The following is a 19237-nucleotide window of genomic DNA, read 5'->3' on the forward strand; positions in this document are numbered from 1 at the left end:
GGCAGAGCAGCCACGACCTCAGGAGCCCCCAGTGACCGACCGACTCGACCTCGACGGTGCCAGCTGGACCCGCATCTCGCCGAAATACAAGTGGCCCGAGATGGCGAGCTACGCACTGAGCGGCCTCGTGCTGGCGGGGGTGTCGGCATTCACGTGGTTCACGGGCCAGTGGTGGGGCTATGCGCTGACGGCCGGGATCCTTGTGGTCACGATCCTCCTGGTTGCCTTCACGCCGCGCCGAGTCCGATCGATCGGCTACCAGTTGCGCGATGACGACCTGCTCGTGCGCCGCGGCATCTTCTTCTTGCGCTTCGTCGCCGTGCCCTACGGCCGCATGCAGCTGATCGACGTCAACCGCGGGCCGGTCGTGCGCGCTCTCGGCCTGAGCGACCTCAAGTTCGTCACCGCGGCCGCGGCGTCGGCCGTGACGATTCCGGGGGTCCCCGCCGCCGAGGCCGATCGGCTGCGCGACAAACTCGTCGAGCTGGCCGAGACGCGGCGGGCCGGCCTGTGAGCGGCTGGACGCCCGGGCCCGAATACCCGCCGGAGCCCCCGCGGCCGCCAGCCAAGCCCGGGGTGTCGTCCAAGACCGCTGCGCCCGCCATCGACTTCACCGACGGCGAATGGCACCGGCTGCACCCGGCGACCCCGCTGCTCAAGGGCGGCCTGGCACTCATCGTCATCATCGGTATCTTCCTGAACAGCGCGCGGGAACAGCTCGTCGAGTTCTTCCTGCCCGGGCCCGACGGGCGCCGCGGTGGCCAGAGCGACGATCCGGTCGGGTATGCCGTCGACCATGGGCTCCTCCTCTTCGTCGTGCTGGGCATCGTCGCCCTGCTCGTCGTGATCGTCGCGATCTTCTACGTCTCGTGGCGGATGAACACTTTCCGGGTCACCGCCGACACCGTCGAAGTCCGGAGCGGAGTCTTCTTCCGCACCAACCGTCGGGCTCGACTCGACCGCATCCAGGGCATCAACGTGCAGCGGCAGCTGTTCGCCCGGATCTTCGGGGCGGCGAAGCTCGAGATCAACCAGGCGGGCAACGACGCTAACGTGCCGCTCGCCTACCTCCGCTCGGCGTCGGCCGAAGAGGTGCGGTCCGAGATCCTGCGCAGGGCCAGTGGTCGTGCAGAGTCAGAGCGCGAAGCAGCGGGGAGAGCGCAGCCGGGCATAGCGCAGCCGGCCGGTGCGAGCGGGGTACTCGAGAAACGCCTCAACGAGTTTCTCGCCGAGCCGCTCGGCGAAGGAGAGACCGAACCGCGCTCGGTCGTGCGGATGCACCTCGGGCGCCTCATCGGCTCGGCCGTGCTCAGCGGTTTCACGCTCTTTCTGGTGGCGATCATCGTGGCCGTCGTGGTCAGCATCGTCACGACGGGCGAGTACTTCCTGCTCTTCGTGTTCTTCCCGACGCTCCTCGGGTCGTTCAGCTACTACTCGCGTCGTGTGGTGAAGTCACTGCGCTACTCGATCGCCTCCACACCCGACGGGATCCGGATCGGCTGGGGTCTGCTCTCGACGAGCAACGAGACGCTACCGCCCGGCCGGGTGCACTCCATCCGCCTGAGCCAGCCCCTCGCCTGGCGGCCGTTCGGCTGGTGGGAGGTCAAGATCAACCGTGCCTCGCACTCGTCGACCAAGGGCGCAGACAACCAGGCCAACACGACGATCCTGCCCGTGGGCAGCAAGGAAGACGTCACGCGCGTGCTCGAGTTGATCCTGCCGCAGCTCGTCGGGCTCTCGGCCGCCGAGGCGGACGCGGCCGAGGCGCTCGCTGCCGGGCACACGACCGCCGAAGACGTCGTCGCGGCGCAGCCCGAGCTGGCGGTCGAGAAGTCGTCCGAGACGCTGTCGCTCATCGAGGCGGGCATGACATCGAGCGGCGACGAGGGGGGCTTCACCAACTCGCCCCGCCGGGCCGCCGTGCTCCGCTGGTTCTCGTGGCGCCGCAACGGCTTCCGCGAGGCCCCGGGTGCCGTGCTGCTGCGCAAGGGGGCGATCTGGCGCCAACTGATCGTCGTTCCGCTGCCGCGCGTGCAGAGTGTCGGAATCACGCAGGGCCCCCTTCTGCGCCGACTCGGGTTGGCCGCCCTGCAGTTCCACACCGTGCAGGGCCCCATCACCGCGAGCATCGGCGCGCTCGACCAGGCGCAGGCGGCCGAGTTCTTCGAGACGTCGGCGGCACACGCCGTGGGCGCGGCTCGAGCCGACCAGACGCACCGGTGGCTGGAGGGGGTCGGGGATGCGCCCAGTACCTCGGGTCAGCAGTGGCCGGCGCCGGATCCTTCGTTCCGCCGTGTCGACGGAGAGACCTCGTGAGCCCGGCCGACCGACCCTCGGGGCGACTGGGCGTCGGAATCGTCGGTGCCGGCCACGTCGGGCCGATCCTCGGAGCCGCGCTCGCCGCAGCCGGGCACGCCATCGTCGGCATCTCGGCCGTGTCGGAGGCGAGCCGCGACCGGGCCGACGCGATTCTGCCCGGCGTACCGATCCTGTCGGTGCAAGACATCGTCGAGCGGAGCGAGCTCGTGCTTCTCGCCGTGCCCGACGACCAGCTCGACGACCTCGTCTCGGGGCTCGCCGCGACCAAGGCCTGGCAGGCCGGGCAGCTCGTGGTGCACACGTCGCCCGGTCACGGTCTCTCGGTGCTCGACCCGGCGAGGGCCGCGGGAGCCATCCCAATCGCCATCCACCCCGCCCTGCAGTTCACCGGCACCACGATCGACCTCGTCCGGTTGCGCGAGGCCTACTGCGCCGTCACGGCACCGGGCCCGGTGCTGCCGATCGGGCAGGCGCTCGTGGTCGAGATGGGCGCTGAGCCGGTCGTCGTCGCCGACGCCGACCGGGCGAAGTACGCCGAAGCGGTCGAGACGGCGACGACCTTCTCGGCCGCGATCGTGTCGCAGTCGGTCGGCATCCTCCGCGAGCTCGGACTCGACGAACCCGGTCGGGTCATCGCGCCGCTCGTGCGATCCGCGATGGACCGCGCGCTGGGCACGGCCGACGGGTCGCTCGGCCCCGGTACCATCGAGATGCCGTCTTTCGATGACGACGGCCCCCTCACCTGATCTTTGGAGTTCGAGCGATGACCGACGCGCCTGCCGACCTGACAGAAGACGAGGTCTTCGAGCAGAAGGCCGTCCGCCTCGAGAAGCGCCTGCGCCTGATCGAATCCGGCGAGGGCGCCTACCCGGTCGCCGTGCCGGTCACCACCACGATCCCGGCCGTCCGCGCGCAGTACTCCGAGATCGAGACCGACACCGCCACCGGCGACATCGTGGGTCTCGCGGGGCGCATCGTGCACTTCCGCATCGGCGGCAAGCTCTGCTTCGCGGCCCTGCAGTCGGGCGACGGCGAACGAATCCAGGTGATGGTGTCACTGGCCGAGGTCGGCGACGAGTCGCTCGCGCGCTGGAAGGCCATGGTCGACCTGGGCGACCACGTCTTCGTGTCGGGCGAGGTCATCTCGTCGCGGCGGGGCGAGCTCTCCGTGTTGGTCAAGGAGTGGCAGATCGCCTCGAAGTCGATCCTGCCGCTGCCGAACCTCCACTCCGAGCTGAGCGAAGAGACGCGCGTCCGTAGCCGCTACCTCGACCTCATCGTCCGCGAGCAGGCGCGCGCCACGGTTCGCACTCGCGCGGCCGTGATGAAGTCGCTCCGCGCCACGTTCGACGAGCACGAGTTCCTCGAGGTCGAGACCCCGATGCTGCAGACGATGCACGGCGGCGCCTCAGCCCGACCCTTCGCCACGCACTCGAACGCCTTCGACACCGAGCTGTACCTGCGCATCGCGCCCGAGCTCTATCTCAAGCGCGCTGCCGTCGGCGGCATCGAGCGCGTCTTCGAGATCAACCGCAACTTTCGCAACGAGGGCGCCGACTCGACGCACTCGCCCGAGTTCGCGATGGTCGAGGCGTACCAGGCGTACGGCGACTACAACCAGATCGCCGACCTCACGCAAGAGATGATTCAGAAGGCCGCTTTCGCGGTCGCAGGATCCCACGTGGTCACTTGGGCAGACGGCACCGAGTTCGACCTCGGCGGCGACTGGGATCGCATCTCGATGTACGAATCGCTCAGCGAGGCCGCCGGCACCCGCATCACCGTCGACACCCCGTTGCCCGAGCTGCAGGCCATGGCCTCCGACCTCGGCATCAGCGTCGCCCAAGAGACCCACGGCAAGCTCGTCGAGGAGCTCTGGGAGCACTTCGTCAAGGGTTCGCTCGAGCGCCCCACCTTCGTGATGGACTTCCCGCTCGACACCTCGCCGCTCGTGCGCGCGCACCGCAGCAAGCCGGGCGTCGTCGAGAAGTGGGACCTCTACGTCCGCGGCTTCGAGCTCGCGACCGGCTACTCCGAGCTGGTCGACCCCGTCGTGCAGCGCGAGCGCTTCGTAGAGCAGGCGCAGCTCGCCGCCCGCGGCGACGTCGAGGCCATGCGCCTCGACGAAGACTTCTTGAAGGCGTTGGAGCACGGCATGCCGCCGACGGGTGGTATGGGCATGGGCGTCGACCGTCTGCTCATGGCGATCACCGGGCTCGGCATCCGTGAGACGATCCTCTTCCCGCTCGTCAAGTAGCGGCCCTCACACCCCGATCGGGTCGTAGGAGGCCCATGCGGTGGCGTTGGTCCACAGCGCGAACAGCGCCTCGGCGGAGGCCCGATCGCGAGCGGCGAGCACGCCGCCCTGGGCCGGGAAGAGCGTGTCGCGCCCGTCTTCGTCGAGGACGACACCGCCCGCCTCCCGCACGATGAGGCAGGCAGCCAGGTGGTCGACGGGACCAAAGGATCCGATCACCGACGCTGTTCCGTAGCCGAGGGCGATCCCGGCGACGGTGAGTGTTCCCGAGCCCATGATGCGGGTCGTGCAGAAGCGGGCGGCGAGCTCGTCGATGAGCCGGATGAGCCCCGGCCACGGTCGGTGCCCGGCCAGTTCGGTCGAGACGATGGCGCCGCGGAGAGGGTCGGAGGAGGCGGGCGACGAGCTGGGGGCGGAGCCGAGATCGAGCTGCCGCCCGGCTGACCAGGCGCCCTCGCCGGCGGCCGCCTCGACCACGAGGTCTCTCCACGGGTCGGCGACCACGCCGACGACGGGCACGCCGTCTTCGACGAGGGCGAGCGAGAAGCTCGTCCACGGCACTCCGTTGGCGAGGTTCGCCGTGCCGTCCACGGGGTCGAGGTACCAGCAGGGCGCCCCGTCGGCCTCCGCTCCTCCGAACTCCTCGCCGATGAAGACGTGATCCTCGAACTGGGCGCCGATGATCTCGCGGACGCCGAGTTCGATCGACCGATCGACCTCGGTCACGTGGTCGGCCGGGTTGGCCTTCGTGTCGACGCGGAGGATCGCGTGCGTCCGGACGTAGTCGACGGCCCACTCGGCGAGCTCGCGCGCGACGAGGCGGTGACGACGGCGCTCATCGGCTGAAGAGAGGGGGATGAGTTCGCCGGTGACCTCCTGTCGGATCCTTGTCAGGTCGTTGGTCGTGATCGAGTCGACGCCGATCGCGCGGAGACGGCGGGCCTGGACGGCGTCGTCGACGGTCCAGCACGAGACGCGGGCACCGAGACGATGGACCGCCGTCACCAGCGCCGCGCCGACGACGAGGTGGGGGAGGTTGACCACGGCGGGCCGGAGCTCCTCCAGATCGTTCGCGGTCGGAGGCGTCGAACGTGACCAAGGCAGCCAGATCTCGGCGTCAGGGTCGAGGCCGCGGAGGAGTCGCATGGCGTCGATGTCGCCGCACCAGGCGATGCGGGCGGAGCCGGCGTGCCGGGCGACGACCCGGTGCGCGGCCGGCGCGGGCACGTCGGAATCCATGTCGATGAGGAGGACGGTGTCCGACCCGTCGAACAGGGGCAGGACCTCGTCGAGGAACGGGATTCGGAGGTCGCCCCCGCCGAAGCCGCGAACGGCGTCGGTCGAGACCTCGCAGAGGGCCCGATGGTCACCCCAGAGCCGCTCCAGGGTCGCGTCGTGGAGGAGCGCGACGTCGCCGTCAGCGGTCAGGCGGACGTCGATCTCGACGATGTCGGCACCGGCCGCCAGCGCCGAGCGGATGGCGGCAATCGTGTTCTCGCGATAGCGGGAGGAGTCACCGCGGTGCGCTGCGACCAGGGTCATCGGGCCTCTCCGCTCGCCGTGAGGAGCCCGTCGCGGTAGTGCTGCACGCGGGTCAGGGTGACGTCGCCGCGATCGCCCTCACGCGGGGCCTCGCCGGTCACGACGGCTCTCAGCTCGAGACCGCCGGCGTCGAGGACGACCTCGGTGAAGTGGCCGTGGGGCAGGATCCGGCGGACCTCGATCGGACCGCCCGGCGCTGGCCGAAACACGACGTGCTCGGGGCGCACCGCCCACGTCTCGCCTTCTGCGTTGAAAGGCTCGCCGGCCTCCAAGGGCTCGCCGGCCTCCAAGGGCTCGCCGGCGGCGAAGGGCCCGCCGGTCTCGGAGGGCCCGGCGGCTTCGGCCCGGCCGTGCCGCACCCGATCGAGTTCGGCGCTCGTGAGGACGTTCATGCTTCCGATGAACGACGCGACGAACGACGTCGCGGGGGTGGCGTAGACCGCCGACGGGGCGTCGACCTGCTCGACGCGGCCCCCGTTCATCACGGCCACCCGATCAGAGATGGCCAGGGCCTCCTCCTGGTCGTGAGTGACCATCACCGTCGTGATCGCGAGGCGCTGCTGGATCTCGCGGATCTCTTCTCGTACACGCACGCGCAGCTGGGCGTCGAGGTTCGACAGGGGCTCATCGAGCAGCAGCAGGCCGGGTTCCTGCACGATCGCGCGTGCCAGGGCGGCGCGTTGCTGCTCGCCTCCGGAGATGTGCGCCGGACGGGACTGCGCGTGGTGGGTGAGGCCGACCGTCTCGAGCGCATTCATGACACGTGTCGTCACCTCGGCCTTCGGCAGACGCTTGACTGTGAGGGGAAAGGCGACGTTCTTGAAGACGGTCAGGTGGGGCCACAGGGCGTAGTTCTGGAACACCATCGCGCTCGGTCGCTTCTCGGGGCCGAGGTTGGTCACATCGCGGCCGTCGATCGTGACGGTTCCGCTGTCGGGCGCGAGGAACCCGGCGATCATGCGGAGGGTCGTCGTCTTGCCGCAGCCGGACGGGCCGAGCAGCGTGACGAGCTCGCCCGGTCGCAGACGGAGATCGAAGGAGTCGACGATGGTGCGGCCGCCGAGTGACTTCGTCAGACCGGAGACGACGAGGCCAGCCCTGTGATCTGCCGAAGGGGACGCGGCCCCGAGCGGGGCGACCGGAAGTGTGTGGCGAGAGGTTTCGAGGGTCATGGTGGGGCACCTATCGGATCTGGAAGCCCTCGGCCAAGCGTCCGCCGAGGATGTATTTGCGGGCGACGAGAAGCAGGGCGACGGAGGGGATCGACAGCAGGATCGCGAACACGGCCGCAACCTGCTTGGGGTAGTTGAGCACCAGGGAGTACATCTCGGTCGGCATCGTCATGAACACCGGGGCGCCCACGAGATACGTGCCCTGCGCCTCGTCGAACGAGGCGAGGAACGACATGAGGAGCGCGACGAGGATCCCGGGAAGAGCGAGCGGCAGCGTGACGCGCAGGAAGGTCTGGAACGCTCCGGCTCCCGCATCGCGCGAGGCCTCCTCGAGCGCCCTCGGCACAGAGGAGAAGGCCGCCGCCGGAATCCAGGTCATGAACACGACCGTGCCGATGAACTGCACGATCACGATGCCGGCGATCGTGTTCATGAGGTGGAGGCCGTAGAAGAGCGACGCCATCGAGACGAAAAGGCCCATCTTCGGGAAGGCATTGGTCGCGAAGAGACCGATCAGGAAGACGCGTCTGCCGGGGAACTCGAAGCGAGAGAACGCGTAGGCGGCGGGCAGGCACACGATCGCGGAGACGAGAACGGTGAGCGGTGAGAAGTAGAGGGAGTTCTTGACGGAGGCCGCGAGCTGGGGGTCGCTGAACACGACCGACCACCAGTGGAACGTGAGCCCTTCGGGAAGAAGGCTCGGGTACGTCCACGAGGTGGCGAAGGCGTGAGCGGCCAGCCACAGCAGCGGGCCCAGGATGAAGACCGCCACGAGGGCGAACAACACCAGAGATGTGGCGCGCCGGCCGAACAGGGAGGCGCGCATCAGATCCGGCCCTCCTTCTTCGCCGACCGGAAGTTGGCCCGCACGTAGACGAACGCGATGCCGGAGGCCAGAGCGAAGACGACGACGGCCATCACGGCGGACTCCTGCGGCCGGTTGAAGGCCTGGAAGTACTTCGAGATGTCGACTCCCAACACGGTCGGCGCATTCGGCCCGGTGAAGTAGGGAACGGTGAACTGCCCGAGGATCCCGATGGCGGTGAACGTCGTCGCGATGACGAGCGGAATACCGGCCAGGGGCACGAGGATCCGCGTCACGATCGATCTCGTGGACGCCCCGGCATCCTTTGCCGCCTCGATCATCGCGTCCGGCACCGACTGGAGCCCTGAGGTCGCCATCAATGTCGCGAACGGCAACGAGGTCCAGACCGAGCCGATCACCACGGCGATGGTCGTGTATCCCCAGGTCGGCCCCTCCAGCCCCACCAGGGCGAAGGCAGTGCGGACGAATCCGTCGGCCGAGTAGAAGGTCAGGATGGCCCAGGAGGCGATCACCACGGGAATGAAGAGGGGAACGACCGCGAGACCGGCGAAGACGGTGGCCAGACGCCCGCCTCGGAGTCGGAGGTTGAGGGCGATGGCGAGCGACGTCGCGATCACCAGGAGCGTCGAGACCACCGTGACGAAGACGGTGACCCCGAGATCGCGGAGGAAGCGGGGATCGGTGAAGACGTCGACATAGGCCTGCCCGGTGCCCCACCAGCTCGTGGCGGAGTGGGTGCCTGTTCCGATGTCGGCGATCGTCGAGTTCAGGCCTCCGTTGTGGCCGAGGCTGAAGCCGATCGCCAAGACCACCGGAATGCCGACGAAGACCGCGAGGAGAAGCACGGGAGGCAGCGCGAGCGTGAGGCCGAGGGCCCGCCGGCGGGACTCCGAAGAGACCCGCCGACGAGCGACGACCCGCGCACCCGCGCCGGATCGAAGAGCGGTCACTGGCCGGGGACCTTCTGATCCCAGAGGTTGCTCATGTCAGACGCGGTCTCGCTGTAGTACCCGGGGCGGAGGTTGTTCGGGTCGGCGCCGGAGAACTTCGCGACGGTCGACGCTTTCAGACCGTCCACCTTGACCACGGGGTAGCCGGCGATCTTGGAGGCGATCAGAGCCTGGCCCGCGGGGGAGAGGACATAGTCGGCGAGCTTCTCGGCGATCGCCGCGTGCGTGGACGTCTTCGGGATCCCCAGGTACGACGGGCTGCCAGTGAAGGCGGGGTCGGAGATCTGGGTGTACTTGATCGTCTTGGGGAGGGTCCCGTTGTCCTGGGCGGAGATGACCTGGTCGCTCCACACCGGCGCCATCGAGATGCCGCCCGATCCGAGCAGATCGATCACCTGCTGGTTTCCGTTCGGGTAGACCCCCTTCTGGTACACGGAGGAGTTCAAAGCAGCGAGCGTAGTGAAGCCCCTGTCCCACTTCGACTCGAGAGATTTGTCGTACTTCGTCTCGAGGGTGGTGCGGTCGGCGTCCGACAGGTACCGGTCGAGCACGGTGGTCACGAATGCGCCGCCAGCACCGCCGGTCGAGGGCGAGTTGTAGGCGAACTGGCCGGGGTTGGCTTTGATCCAGGCCAGGAGCGCGTCGAGAGTCTTGGGCGGAGTGCTCACCTTGGTGGAGTCGTAGGCGAGCAGCACACTGGAGGCGCGGTAGGGGATCCCGTAGCCCTTGCCCGCCGCGACGGTCGTCGACGGGACGGATGCGAGGTTCGGGATCGTCGTGCTGCTGACCTTGGTCAGGAGCCCGGAGTCGCCCGCCGCCTGGATGAAGCCGGAGTCGATGAGGTCGTACCCCGGGGCGTCTCCGGCCTTGGTGGCGCTGGCCAGCTTGGCGAGCGTCTGCGCGTCGTGCTCGCCGTGCAGATCGAGGGTGGTCTTGACGGTGGTTCCCGGGTTGGCCTTCTCGAACGCGGGGATGAGGGCGTCCTGCCAGAGGGTCTGGATGTTGGTGTCGCCCGAGATGAAGACGGTGACGGTGCCCTTGGCACCGGCGGACTGGGAATCGCCCCCAGCGGAGGCGCTTGTCGTGGGCGCGCAGCCGGCGAGGGCCAGAGTGACGGTCGCGGCCGCGGCGACGGAGAGCATGGAGCGGCGTCTGAACACGGGAGGGGCTTCCTTCGGTTGGGGGTGGGGTTCGTTCGATCGGACTCCGCGCAGGGTTGCGGGAACCGATCTTCAGGGCGACTCGGGGGGCTAATCGCACCGTTTCGATTCTCGGGAGAGGCGGTTGCGACCGTCTTAACGAAACGTTGCGATTCGGTGTGGTGCTCACGAACACGGACCACGGTGGCGAAGGCTCTCACTACAGTGATTTCGGGGGCGGCCAGAGCCGATCCCGGCTCAGTCGAGGAGAAGCGTGACGAGTACCAGACGGCGGTCCTCCGTCACGATCGCCGACGTGGCATCCCGTGCCGGAGTCTCGACCTCCACCGCCAGCCTCGCGTTCCGCACCACCGGATCCATCACGGAGCGCACGCGCGCCCGCATCCTCTCGGCCGCCGGCGAGCTCGGTTACGCCGGGCCGAACCCCGTCGCACGCTCCCTCAAGAGCGGACGAACCGGCATCGTCGGGGTGGTCGTTGCGGAGAGCATCCGACGTGCGTTCCAGAGCCCCGTGACGATCGCGACCATGGACGGCCTGAGCGAAGAGCTGGACGCCCTCGACGTCGGCCAGCTGCTCGTACCCGGACGAATCGGCGCGGGGGCGAGCTCCTCGCGCCTCCTCGACTCGATGCCGGTCGATGCCGTGGTGTTTCTCGCGCGCGGCGAGCAGTTCGACGATCTGCTGCCGGGCCTCCGGGCGCGAAGGATCCCCATGGTCGGCATCGAAGGACCGCATGCCGACGACATCGTGCTCGTCGGCATCGACGACGACCGCGGGGCGGCGGAGCTGGCGCGGCACGTCCGGTCGCTCGGGCATACCCGGGTCGGCGTGGTGATGCGCACGACCCGTCTCGGTGCGTCCGCGCCCGCTGGCCAGGTCGTGCCGATCGCATTCGAACTGGAGGCGATCGCGAACCGGACGATCCGGGGTCGCCTCGCCGCCACGGCCGAGGTGTTTCCCGACGCCGTGCGAGTCGAGGCGGGTGGGCGCGACCTCGAGGCAGGAGAAGCCGCGGCGGCCCGTCTTCTCGATGTCGCCAGACCTCCGACGGCGCTTCTCGCCCAAAACGACCTGCTGGCCGCCGGAGCCCTGCGTGCGGCAGCGGCCCGCGGCCTCGACGTACCCCGGGATCTCACGATCACCGGCTTCGACGGCGCGGACCTCCCGTGGCTCGACCGACGCCTGACGACCGTCGAGCAACCCCTCCGCGAACGAGGCCGAGTGGCCGGCAGGCTGGTGAGCGAGTTGCTGCAGGGGGGATCACCCGGCGGCGTCGTGCTGCCGGTCTCCTTTCGCGCCGGAGACACGGCTGGCCCCGTCGCACCGTCTCAGCCGACGTCGAGAGAAGGGCGCTCGGCCCGGTAGGCGTCCGGGCTTCGGCACCGTACCCTGGAGGCATGCCTGATTCCCTCGTCGGCGGGATCGTGTTCTCGATCGCCCCGACAATCCTCGTCGGCCTGATCTTCTGGTTCGCCATGCGCGCGATCTTCCGCGCCGACAAGAACGAGCGAACGGCCTACGCCACCATCGAGGCCGAAGAGCGCGCGAAGGCCGAAGCTGAAGAGGCCCGGCCGGCGGCATAAGCGGGCTTCCGCGACGACACCCCCGCAGCAACCGACACCCCCGCACCTCGAGTGCGGGGGTGTCGTCGTCGTGCGGGGCGGACGGTGGGTCGAGCGGCGGTGTCGCGGATCCTGATGTCCCCCTTCTGGATGGGGCTCTGGACATCGGAACGAAATGCGCCGGACACCTTCGTGACCCCCGGCGTCCCCCAATCAGCGAGAGCGGGGGTACGGAACCTTGGGAAATCAGCGCTATTGCCTGGGTCTGGCGTACCCCGTTGAGAGAGAACGGGTCGTACACCCGAACAGCACTGCATGTCAAAGAATGTGCATTGGCGTACCCCAATACGCCGTCTTTTCTGGGAGCGTCCCCAAAGATTACTTGGGAACGCCCTGAACGATTTTGGGAGGGCTGTACCCGCTCGGAAGACTCGTAGTGCGGCGAAAACATCCGAGCATCGGAGCTTCACCGTCGAATCGGGGTCTCAGCAGGGGCCTGATCTCGCTAGGGATGGAGAAGAAAACATGTCGACAACTATCGATAGCAACGTCCGCGCGAACACCAAGGGCGCCACCAGCGCCGCACAGACCACCACCTCCACTGACGACGACGTCGAAGTCGAAGTCCTCGGGCAGGTGCGGGGCGCCTCGACCGACCAGGTCGGCGACTACCTCCGCCACATCGGCCGCATGCCCCTCCTCGACGCCCAGGAGGAGACCGAGATCGCCCGCCGCATCGAGGTCGGCCTCTTCGCCGAGGAGAAGCTCGCCGAGCTCGACGCCGCCGGCAAGGTCTCGGCCTCCGACCGCAGCGACTACCGCTGGCTCATCCACGACGGCGAGCGTGCCAAAGACCGCATGATCACGGCGAACCTCCGCCTGGTCGTCTCGATCGCCAAGCGCTACACGCAGCGGGGCCTCCCCTTCATGGACGTCATCCAGGAGGGCAACCTCGGCCTCGTCCGCGCGGTCGAGAAATTCGACTACACGCAGGGCTACAAGTTCTCGACCTACGCCACCTGGTGGATCCGCCAGGCCATCGCCCGCGGCCTCGCCGACAAGGCGCGTGCCATCCGCATCCCGGTTCACACCGTCGAGCGCATCAACCGCATCTCTCGTGCCGAGCGCGACCTCACCGTCGACCTGGGCCGTGCGCCCACCGTCGACGAGGTGGCCGCCGAGGTCGCGATGGAGGTTGCCGACCTCGTCGACCTCAAGTCGCGCTCGCACGAGCCCGTCTCGATCCACACCGTCGTCGGCGACGCCGAAGACTCCGAGCTCGGCGACTTCATCGAAGACGAAGAGACCCCCTCGCCCGGCGAAGCGACGGAGACGTCGCTGCTGAACCGCGACATCCACTCGCTCGTCGAAGGTCTGCCCGACGACGAAGCCCGCGTGATCCGCATGCGCTTCGGCCTCGACGACGACCAGCCGATGACCCTCGACGAGATCTCCAAGCGCGTCCACTCGTCGCGCCAAGCCGTCTCGCGCGTCGAGTCGCGAGCCCGCCTGCGCATGTTCGCGAAGGCCGTGTCGCAAGACCTGCAGCTGTACCTGCAGTAAGAGCGTCTCCCGGGGCCGCCCCGTCCCGTTTGTCGGCGTTATTAGGCCCGTCCGTGCTCAGCACGGGCGGGCCTTTGCCGTGGGTGGGTGGGTGGCGGCCGGCCTCCCGCCGAGTGCCGCCTAATGTCGTCTCCCGGCCTTGCCCGGCGGCATTTGCCGTCACTCGGGGTGTCCGGGTTCGACGGCTGCTGCGCGAGTGCCGCCTAATGCCGCCGCCCGAGGCAGGGCGGCTGCAATTGGCGGCACTCGAGAACGCGGCCAAGCCCCCACAGGGAATTACGCGCCCGCATCTCTCCACAGAATTGGGTGCTCGCCGTACGGGGGCAGCCCCGATCGCCAGGCTTGATGCATGAGATCTCCCCTCCCTCCCCTCCTGCTTGGCGCTCCCTTCGCCGTGGCAGAGGCACGCGCTCTGGGCCTCCGCCGGGCACGGATCGACGCCCCCGATCTTCTAGCGCCGCACCACGGCATTCGCGTCGCCGGGCCGGTCTCCACCATCGAAGAACGATGTGCGGCCCTCATGCCCGCTCTGCGGTCGGATCATCTGTTCAGCCACCTCACGGCCGCCGCGTTATGGGGTCTTCCTCTTCCCTGGGGCGCAGGATCCGGCCCGCTGCACGTCATCAGCCCGAGTGGGGCGCACCCGAGCCGCCCGGGTGTCGTCGCCCACCGCTCCCGAGGGGTACGCGGTCGGTTCGTCGACATCCTCCCCGTTGTCGACCCCGTCACATGCTGGCTGCAGTGCGCCGCGCTCCTGCCGCTCGACGACGTCGTCATCATGGGCGACGCGCTCGCCGGGCGGTGGTCGCCGTTCGAAGCGGCGAGGGAGCTCCCGGTCGAGCGGTTGCAGGCGGCGGCTCGGCGCTGGGGTAGCCGGCGCGGGGCTCGGAAGCTGCGGGAGGCCCTGGGGTGGATCCGGCCGAACGTGTGGTCGCCGAAAGAGACCGAGCTCAGGCTTTTGATCGTGCGGGGCGGATTGCCCGAGCCACCCGAGCTTAACGGAGAGGTCACCGACGACGGCGGGAGGGTGCTGGGGCACGGCGATCTCGTTTACCGACGGCAGAAGAAGGTGATCGAGTACGAGGGTGATCAGCATCGCAGCGATCGGGGCCAGTGGCGTCGAGACGTGCTGCGCTACGAGAGCTTCCACGACGCGGGCTGGCGAGTGCTGCGAGTGACCGACGACGACTTCGGTGCGCCCAGGGCGCTGATCGACCGTCTCTCTCGACACATCGGGGCGGAGGCGCTAGCGTGACGAGCACCGGCGGAAGACGCCCACGAGCGACCGAAAGAGGTGAAGACCATGACTGCATCGAACGAGAGCGCCATGAATCCTTCTTTCCCCGAGGTCGCCGCCTTCTAGAAGCCGCGGTGGCCTCCGTCCTGGAGACATCCGTTGACTTTTTCCGACGATTTCGTCGTACCCACCTTCACCGAAGCCGCTCTCGGCGACGGCCAACGCTGGTCGACCTGGCCGGCTACCCAACCCCTCGAACGAGGCCCGCGTCCGTTCCCCGACTGGGTCGTGACGAGCGCCGCCGCGATCGACACCGAACTCGGCATCGTCAAGTCGGGCAAGGAGGCCGACGTGTTTCTCATCGAACGCCGAGTTCCCCTCGACGTGCGGGCGAGAGACGGGAGTGCCGGATCCTCGGTTCTCGCCGCGAAGCGGTACCGGGGCCCCGAGACCAGCGATTTCCACCGCGGCGCTCAGTACCGCGAGGGCCGCCGCACCCGCAATACGCGAGACGGCAGGGCAATGGCACGAGGATCCGCCCACGGCCGCTCGGTCCAGGCCGGGCTGTGGGCCTGGGCCGAATTCGAGGCCCTCTCTCGCCTCTACGCGCGAGGTCTGCCGGTGCCGTACCCGGTGCAGATCTCGGGCACGGAGATCCTGATGGAGTTCATCGGCGACGGGGCTACCGCTGCGCCGCGCCTGGCTCAGACGAAGGCCGACGGGGCCGACCTCGAGCCGCTGTACGAACAGGTGGTCGAGATCCTGCTCGGGTTCGCGAGAGCCGGGTATGCCCACGGCGACCTCTCGCAGTACAACCTGCTGGTGCACGAGTGGCGGGTCGTGGTCATCGACCTGCCGCAGCTGGTCGACGTGGTGAGCAATCCGAACGGGGTGGCCCTGCTCGAACGCGACTGCCGAAACGTCGCCGCGTGGTTTGCCCGGAGGGGGTTCGTGCGCGACGTCGACCAGCTGTTTGCGAAGTGCCTGGGGGAGGTGTTCGGCGGCTAGAGCGCAAGCCAGAGCTAGAGCCCGAGCGTGGGCTGGGAGGGCGCGGCGAGCGGGTCAGTGCTGGCGCAGGAAGCGGGCCCGGACCGCCGGGGGGACCAACTCGAGCAGTTGGTCTTCTCGGAGAGGGAGGTCCATGAGGCTCAGCTTCAGTCGACCCTTGCGGCCGTGGCGACCCGCGTCGAGGCGGGCCACGATCCCCGCGTCTTCGCGGAGGCGCACCTTAATGACGGCGCCCTCGCCGACGTCCGACACCACGCGTCCGTCGAGTTCGAGTGCCGCCGACCGGGTGCCCGCGCCGACCACAAACTTGAGGAGCTCCTTGGGCCCGAGCACGATGGTCCGGTCGATCCCCGCCATCGGAGCGACCGGGGTCACGATCGTCGCGGCAACAGCGGGGCTGACGACCGGGCCGCCCGCGGCGTAGTTGTAGGCCGTCGAGCCCGCGGGCGTCGACACGACCACGGAGTCGGCCTTGAAGTAGCCGTAGGGCGTGCCGTCGACGAGCAGATCGGCGGTGACGACGCCCTGGCCGGGGCGGCGCGTGACGGAGAGATCGTTGAAGGCCAGGAAGGAGGATTCGAATCCGGTCGACGAGACGACGACCTCGATGGCGTGGTGCGACTCGAGTGAGAACTCGTTCGACGCGAGCGTGTCGAGCACTCCAGGCAGTTCGGCGGGCTCGATCTCGACCAAGAACCCGACGTTGCCGTAGTTCACTCCGAGCACCGGCACAGGGCGCTGTGAGACCAGGCGCATGGCCCCCAGCATCGTGCCGTCACCACCGAGCGACACGACGACGTCGACCCGCTCGACGAACGTGGCCTCGTCGACCAGTTCGATGCCCTCGCCGACCCGTGCCGCATCATCGGTCAGCGCGATCAGGTGGGCGCCGACCGGCTCCTGCCATTCACGCAGTACGTCGATCGACGGCGTGACCGGCTTCGTGGGGTGGGGGATCAGACCGACCGTGTAGTTGCCCATGACCCGAGGCTAGTGAGCGACGCTTGGAAGACCGTCACGCCGCCAGCGAACAGGGGCAGACTCCCGCCCGTGCCGTGGTTACTCTCGACATACGCGACGCCCACCCCCTCGGGGCGTCGACCGTCATATCGGTGACGTTCCAGCCCGTCACCAAGGGAGTTTGAAGATGTTCGAGAGATTCACCGACCGTGCCCGTCGCGTTGTCGTCCTCGCTCAAGAAGAAGCGAAGCTGCTCAACCACAACTACATCGGCACCGAGCACATCCTGCTCGGCCTCATTCACGAGGGCGAAGGCGTCGCCGCCAAGGCGCTCGAGTCGCTGGGCATCTCGCTCGACGCCGTGCGCGAGCAGGTCCAAGACATCATCGGTCAGGGCCAGCAGCAGCCGACCGGCCACATCCCCTTCACGCCCCGTGCGAAGAAGGTCCTCGAGCTGAGCCTGCGCGAAGCGCTGCAGCTCGGCCACAACTACATCGGCACCGAGCACATCCTGCTCGGCCTCATCCGCGAGGGTGAAGGGGTTGCCGCACAGGTCCTCGTCAAGCTGGGCGCCGACCTGAACCGGGTGCGCCAGCAGGTCATCCAGCTTCTCTCGGGGTACCAGGGCAAGGAGGCGGTTGCAGTGGGCGGAGAAACGCAGGCTGGCCCGCAGGGTGGGTCGCAGGTGCTCGACCAGTTCGGTCGCAACCTGACCCAGGCTGCGCGCGATAACAAACTCGACCCGGTCATCGGGCGCGAGAAGGAGATGGAGCGCGTCATGCAGATCCTCTCCCGCCGCTCCAAGAACAACCCCGTGCTGATTGGTGAGCCCGGCGTCGGCAAGACCGCCGTCGTCGAGGGCCTCGCCCAGGCGATCGTCAAGGGCGACGTGCCCGAGACGCTGAAAGACAAGCAGCTCTACTCGCTCGACCTCGGGTCGCTCATCGCCGGAAGCCGCTACCGCGGTGACTTCGAAGAGCGCCTGAAGAAGGTCACCAAAGAGATCCGCACTCGCGGCGACATCATCGTCTTCATCGACGAGATCCACACCCTCGTGGGTGCCGGTGCCGCCGAGGGCGCCATCGACGCGGCCTCGATCCTCAAGCCGCTCCTGGCCCGAGGCGAGCTGCAGACCATCGGCGCGACCACGCTCGACGAGTACCGCAAGCACTTCGAGAAAGACGCCGCCCTCGAGCGTCGCTTCCAGCCCGTCCAGGTGCACGAGCCTTCGCTGCCCCACGCGATCAACATCCTCAAGGGGCTGCGCGACAAGTACGAGGCGTTCCACAAGGTCTCGATCACCGACGGCGCGATCGTCGCCGCGGCGAACCTCGCCGACCGCTACGTCGCCGACCGCTTCCTGCCCGACAAGGCCATCGACCTGATCGACGAGGCCGGCGCCCGCCTGCGTCTCTCGATCCTCTCGGCCCCGCCGGAGCTGCGCGAGTTCGACGAGAAGATCGCTGTCGTCCGCGGCCAGAAGGAGGCCGCGATCGAAGATCAGGACTTCGAGAAGGCTGCCTCCCTCCGCGACGAGGAGAAGAAGCTCCTCGGTGAGCGTCTCCGCCTCGAGAAGCAGTGGCGTTCGGGCGATGTCGGAGCATCCGGCACCGTCGACGAGGGCGTCATCGCAGAGGTCCTGGCTCAGGCCACGGGCATCCCGGTCTTCAAGCTCACCGAAGAAGAGACCTCGCGTCTCGTCTTCATGGAGAAGGCGCTGCACCAGCGGGTCATCGGCCAGGAGCAGGCGATCGCTGCGCTCTCGAAGACGATCCGACGCACCCGTGCCGGTCTGAAAGACCCCAAGCGCCCCTCGGGCTCGTTCATCTTCGCCGGCCCGACCGGTGTCGGAAAGACCGAGCTGGCCAAGGCGCTCGCCGAGTTCCTCTTCGACGACGAGAACGCTCTCATCAGCCTCGACATGTCGGAGTACGGCGAGAAGCACACCGTCTCGCGTCTGTTCGGTGCCCCTCCCGGGTTCGTCGGATTCGAAGAGGGCGGCCAGCTGACCGAGAAGGTCCGCCGCAAGCCGTTCTCCGTGGTTCTGTTCGACGAGATCGAGAAGGCCCACCCCGACATCTTCAACTCGCTCCTCCAGGTGCTCGAAGAAGGTCGTCTGACCGACGGTCAGGGTCGAGTCGTCGACTTCAAGAACACGGTCATCATCATGACGACCAACCTCGGAACGAAAGACATCACCGGTGGCCCCGTCGGCTTCCAGATCGAGGGCGACACGGCGACCTCCTACGAGCGCATGCGCTCGAAGGTCACGGAGGAGCTCAAGAAGCACTTCAAGCCGGAGTTCCTGAACCGCGTCGACGAGACGATCGTGTTCCCGCAGCTCACGCAGCCGGAGCTTCTCCAGATCGTCGACCTGTTCGTCAAGCGTCTTTCCGACCGCCTGCTCGACCGCGACATGACCGCCGAGCTCTCGCTCGCGGCCAAGGAGCAGCTCATCAAGGTCGGGTTCGACCCGTCGCTCGGTGCTCGTCCCCTCCGTCGTGCGATTCAGCACGAGGTCGAAGACCAGCTGTCGGAGCACATCCTTCAGGGTGAGCTCAACGCCGGCGACCACGTGAAGGTTGACTACGTCGACGGCAAGTTCACCTTCGAGACCGGGCGTCAGCCGGGCCGCGAAGAGGTCCTGGTGCTCGACAAGGGCGCCGAAGAGGCGTAGGTC

General features: G+C 68.3%; 16 protein-coding genes. 10 read left to right on the forward strand and 6 right to left on the reverse strand.

Annotation, left to right across the window (positions count from 1 at the left end; all coding sequences use genetic code 11):
• Window positions 1-31 precede the first annotated feature (31 nt).
• The 4 genes from ASF54_RS14180 to lysS all read left to right on the forward strand — a co-directional run bounded on the left by ASF54_RS14180 (window position 32) and on the right by lysS (window position 4576).
• Window positions 32-514 (forward strand): PH domain-containing protein, encoded by a 483-nt coding sequence (locus tag ASF54_RS14180; protein WP_055964488.1) that lies wholly within the window; start codon window positions 32-34, stop codon window positions 512-514.
• 62 nt (window positions 515-576) lie between these two features.
• Window positions 577-2316, forward strand: coding sequence for a PH domain-containing protein (locus ASF54_RS14185; RefSeq protein ID WP_055964491.1), 1740 nt, complete (start codon window positions 577-579; stop codon window positions 2314-2316).
• A complete protein-coding gene (locus ASF54_RS14190) occupies window positions 2313-3065 on the forward strand; it encodes a Rossmann-like and DUF2520 domain-containing protein (protein WP_055964494.1) in 753 nt (250 codons plus the stop codon). Before ASF54_RS14185 ends, ASF54_RS14190 begins: the two co-directional genes overlap by 4 nt.
• Window positions 3066-3082: 17 nt before the next feature.
• Window positions 3083-4576 (forward strand): lysine--tRNA ligase, encoded by a 1494-nt coding sequence (gene lysS, locus ASF54_RS14195; protein ID WP_055964496.1) that lies wholly within the window; start codon window positions 3083-3085, stop codon window positions 4574-4576.
• Between the two features lie 6 nt (window positions 4577-4582).
• Here lysS and ASF54_RS16195 read toward each other — a convergent pair whose 3' ends face one another.
• The 5 genes from ASF54_RS16195 to ASF54_RS14220 are packed head-to-tail and all read right to left on the reverse strand — an operon-like array spanning window position 4583 to window position 10208.
• Window positions 4583-6118 (reverse strand): inositol monophosphatase family protein, encoded by a 1536-nt coding sequence (locus ASF54_RS16195; protein WP_084816313.1) that lies wholly within the window; start codon window positions 6116-6118, stop codon window positions 4583-4585.
• Complete coding sequence (locus ASF54_RS14205) at window positions 6115-7290, reverse strand: ABC transporter ATP-binding protein (RefSeq protein ID WP_084816314.1); 1176 nt, start codon at window positions 7288-7290, stop codon at window positions 6115-6117. Before ASF54_RS14205 ends, ASF54_RS16195 begins: the two co-directional genes overlap by 4 nt.
• A gap of 10 nt (window positions 7291-7300) precedes the next feature.
• Window positions 7301-8116, reverse strand: a complete 816-nt coding sequence (locus ASF54_RS14210) for an ABC transporter permease (protein ID WP_055964499.1) — start codon at window positions 8114-8116, stop codon at window positions 7301-7303.
• On the reverse strand, window positions 8116-9066 hold the full coding sequence (locus ASF54_RS14215) for an ABC transporter permease (RefSeq protein ID WP_055964502.1): 951 nt from the start codon (window positions 9064-9066) through the stop codon (window positions 8116-8118). The genes ASF54_RS14210 and ASF54_RS14215 overlap by 1 nt, the downstream gene beginning before the upstream one ends.
• Window positions 9063-10208: an extracellular solute-binding protein gene (locus ASF54_RS14220; protein ID WP_055964505.1), complete on the reverse strand. Its 1146-nt coding sequence runs from the start codon at window positions 10206-10208 to the stop codon at window positions 9063-9065. The genes ASF54_RS14215 and ASF54_RS14220 overlap by 4 nt, the downstream gene beginning before the upstream one ends.
• Before the next feature lie 271 nt (window positions 10209-10479).
• Between ASF54_RS14220 and ASF54_RS14225 the strand changes: the two genes are divergently transcribed.
• The 5 genes from ASF54_RS14225 to ASF54_RS14245 all read left to right on the forward strand — a co-directional run bounded on the left by ASF54_RS14225 (window position 10480) and on the right by ASF54_RS14245 (window position 15597).
• Complete coding sequence (locus tag ASF54_RS14225) at window positions 10480-11592, forward strand: substrate-binding domain-containing protein (protein WP_055964507.1); 1113 nt, start codon at window positions 10480-10482, stop codon at window positions 11590-11592.
• Between the two features lie 32 nt (window positions 11593-11624).
• On the forward strand, window positions 11625-11810 hold the full coding sequence (locus ASF54_RS14230) for a hypothetical protein (protein WP_055964510.1): 186 nt from the start codon (window positions 11625-11627) through the stop codon (window positions 11808-11810).
• Window positions 11811-12314: 504 nt separating this feature from the next.
• On the forward strand, window positions 12315-13352 hold the full coding sequence (locus ASF54_RS14235; RefSeq protein WP_055964512.1) for a sigma-70 family RNA polymerase sigma factor: 1038 nt from the start codon (window positions 12315-12317) through the stop codon (window positions 13350-13352).
• A 349-nt stretch (window positions 13353-13701) separates the two neighbouring features.
• Window positions 13702-14607 (forward strand): hypothetical protein, encoded by a 906-nt coding sequence (locus ASF54_RS14240; protein WP_157510208.1) that lies wholly within the window; start codon window positions 13702-13704, stop codon window positions 14605-14607.
• Window positions 14608-14748: 141 nt separating this feature from the next.
• Complete coding sequence (locus tag ASF54_RS14245; RefSeq protein ID WP_084816315.1) at window positions 14749-15597, forward strand: serine protein kinase RIO; 849 nt, start codon at window positions 14749-14751, stop codon at window positions 15595-15597.
• A 54-nt stretch (window positions 15598-15651) separates the two neighbouring features.
• On the opposite strand, the gene ASF54_RS14250 is transcribed toward ASF54_RS14245, so the two are convergent.
• Window positions 15652-16578: an NAD(+)/NADH kinase gene (locus ASF54_RS14250; RefSeq protein WP_055964517.1), complete on the reverse strand. Its 927-nt coding sequence runs from the start codon at window positions 16576-16578 to the stop codon at window positions 15652-15654.
• Window positions 16579-16744: 166 nt separating this feature from the next.
• Here ASF54_RS14250 and ASF54_RS14255 point away from each other — a divergent pair, with 166 nt between their 5' ends.
• Window positions 16745-19234: an ATP-dependent Clp protease ATP-binding subunit gene (locus ASF54_RS14255; RefSeq protein WP_055964520.1), complete on the forward strand. Its 2490-nt coding sequence runs from the start codon at window positions 16745-16747 to the stop codon at window positions 19232-19234.
• The last annotated feature ends 3 nt before the right edge of the window (window positions 19235-19237 follow it).

Source organism: Frondihabitans sp. Leaf304, from assembly GCF_001423105.1.
Lineage (GTDB): Bacteria > Actinomycetota > Actinomycetes > Actinomycetales > Microbacteriaceae > Frondihabitans.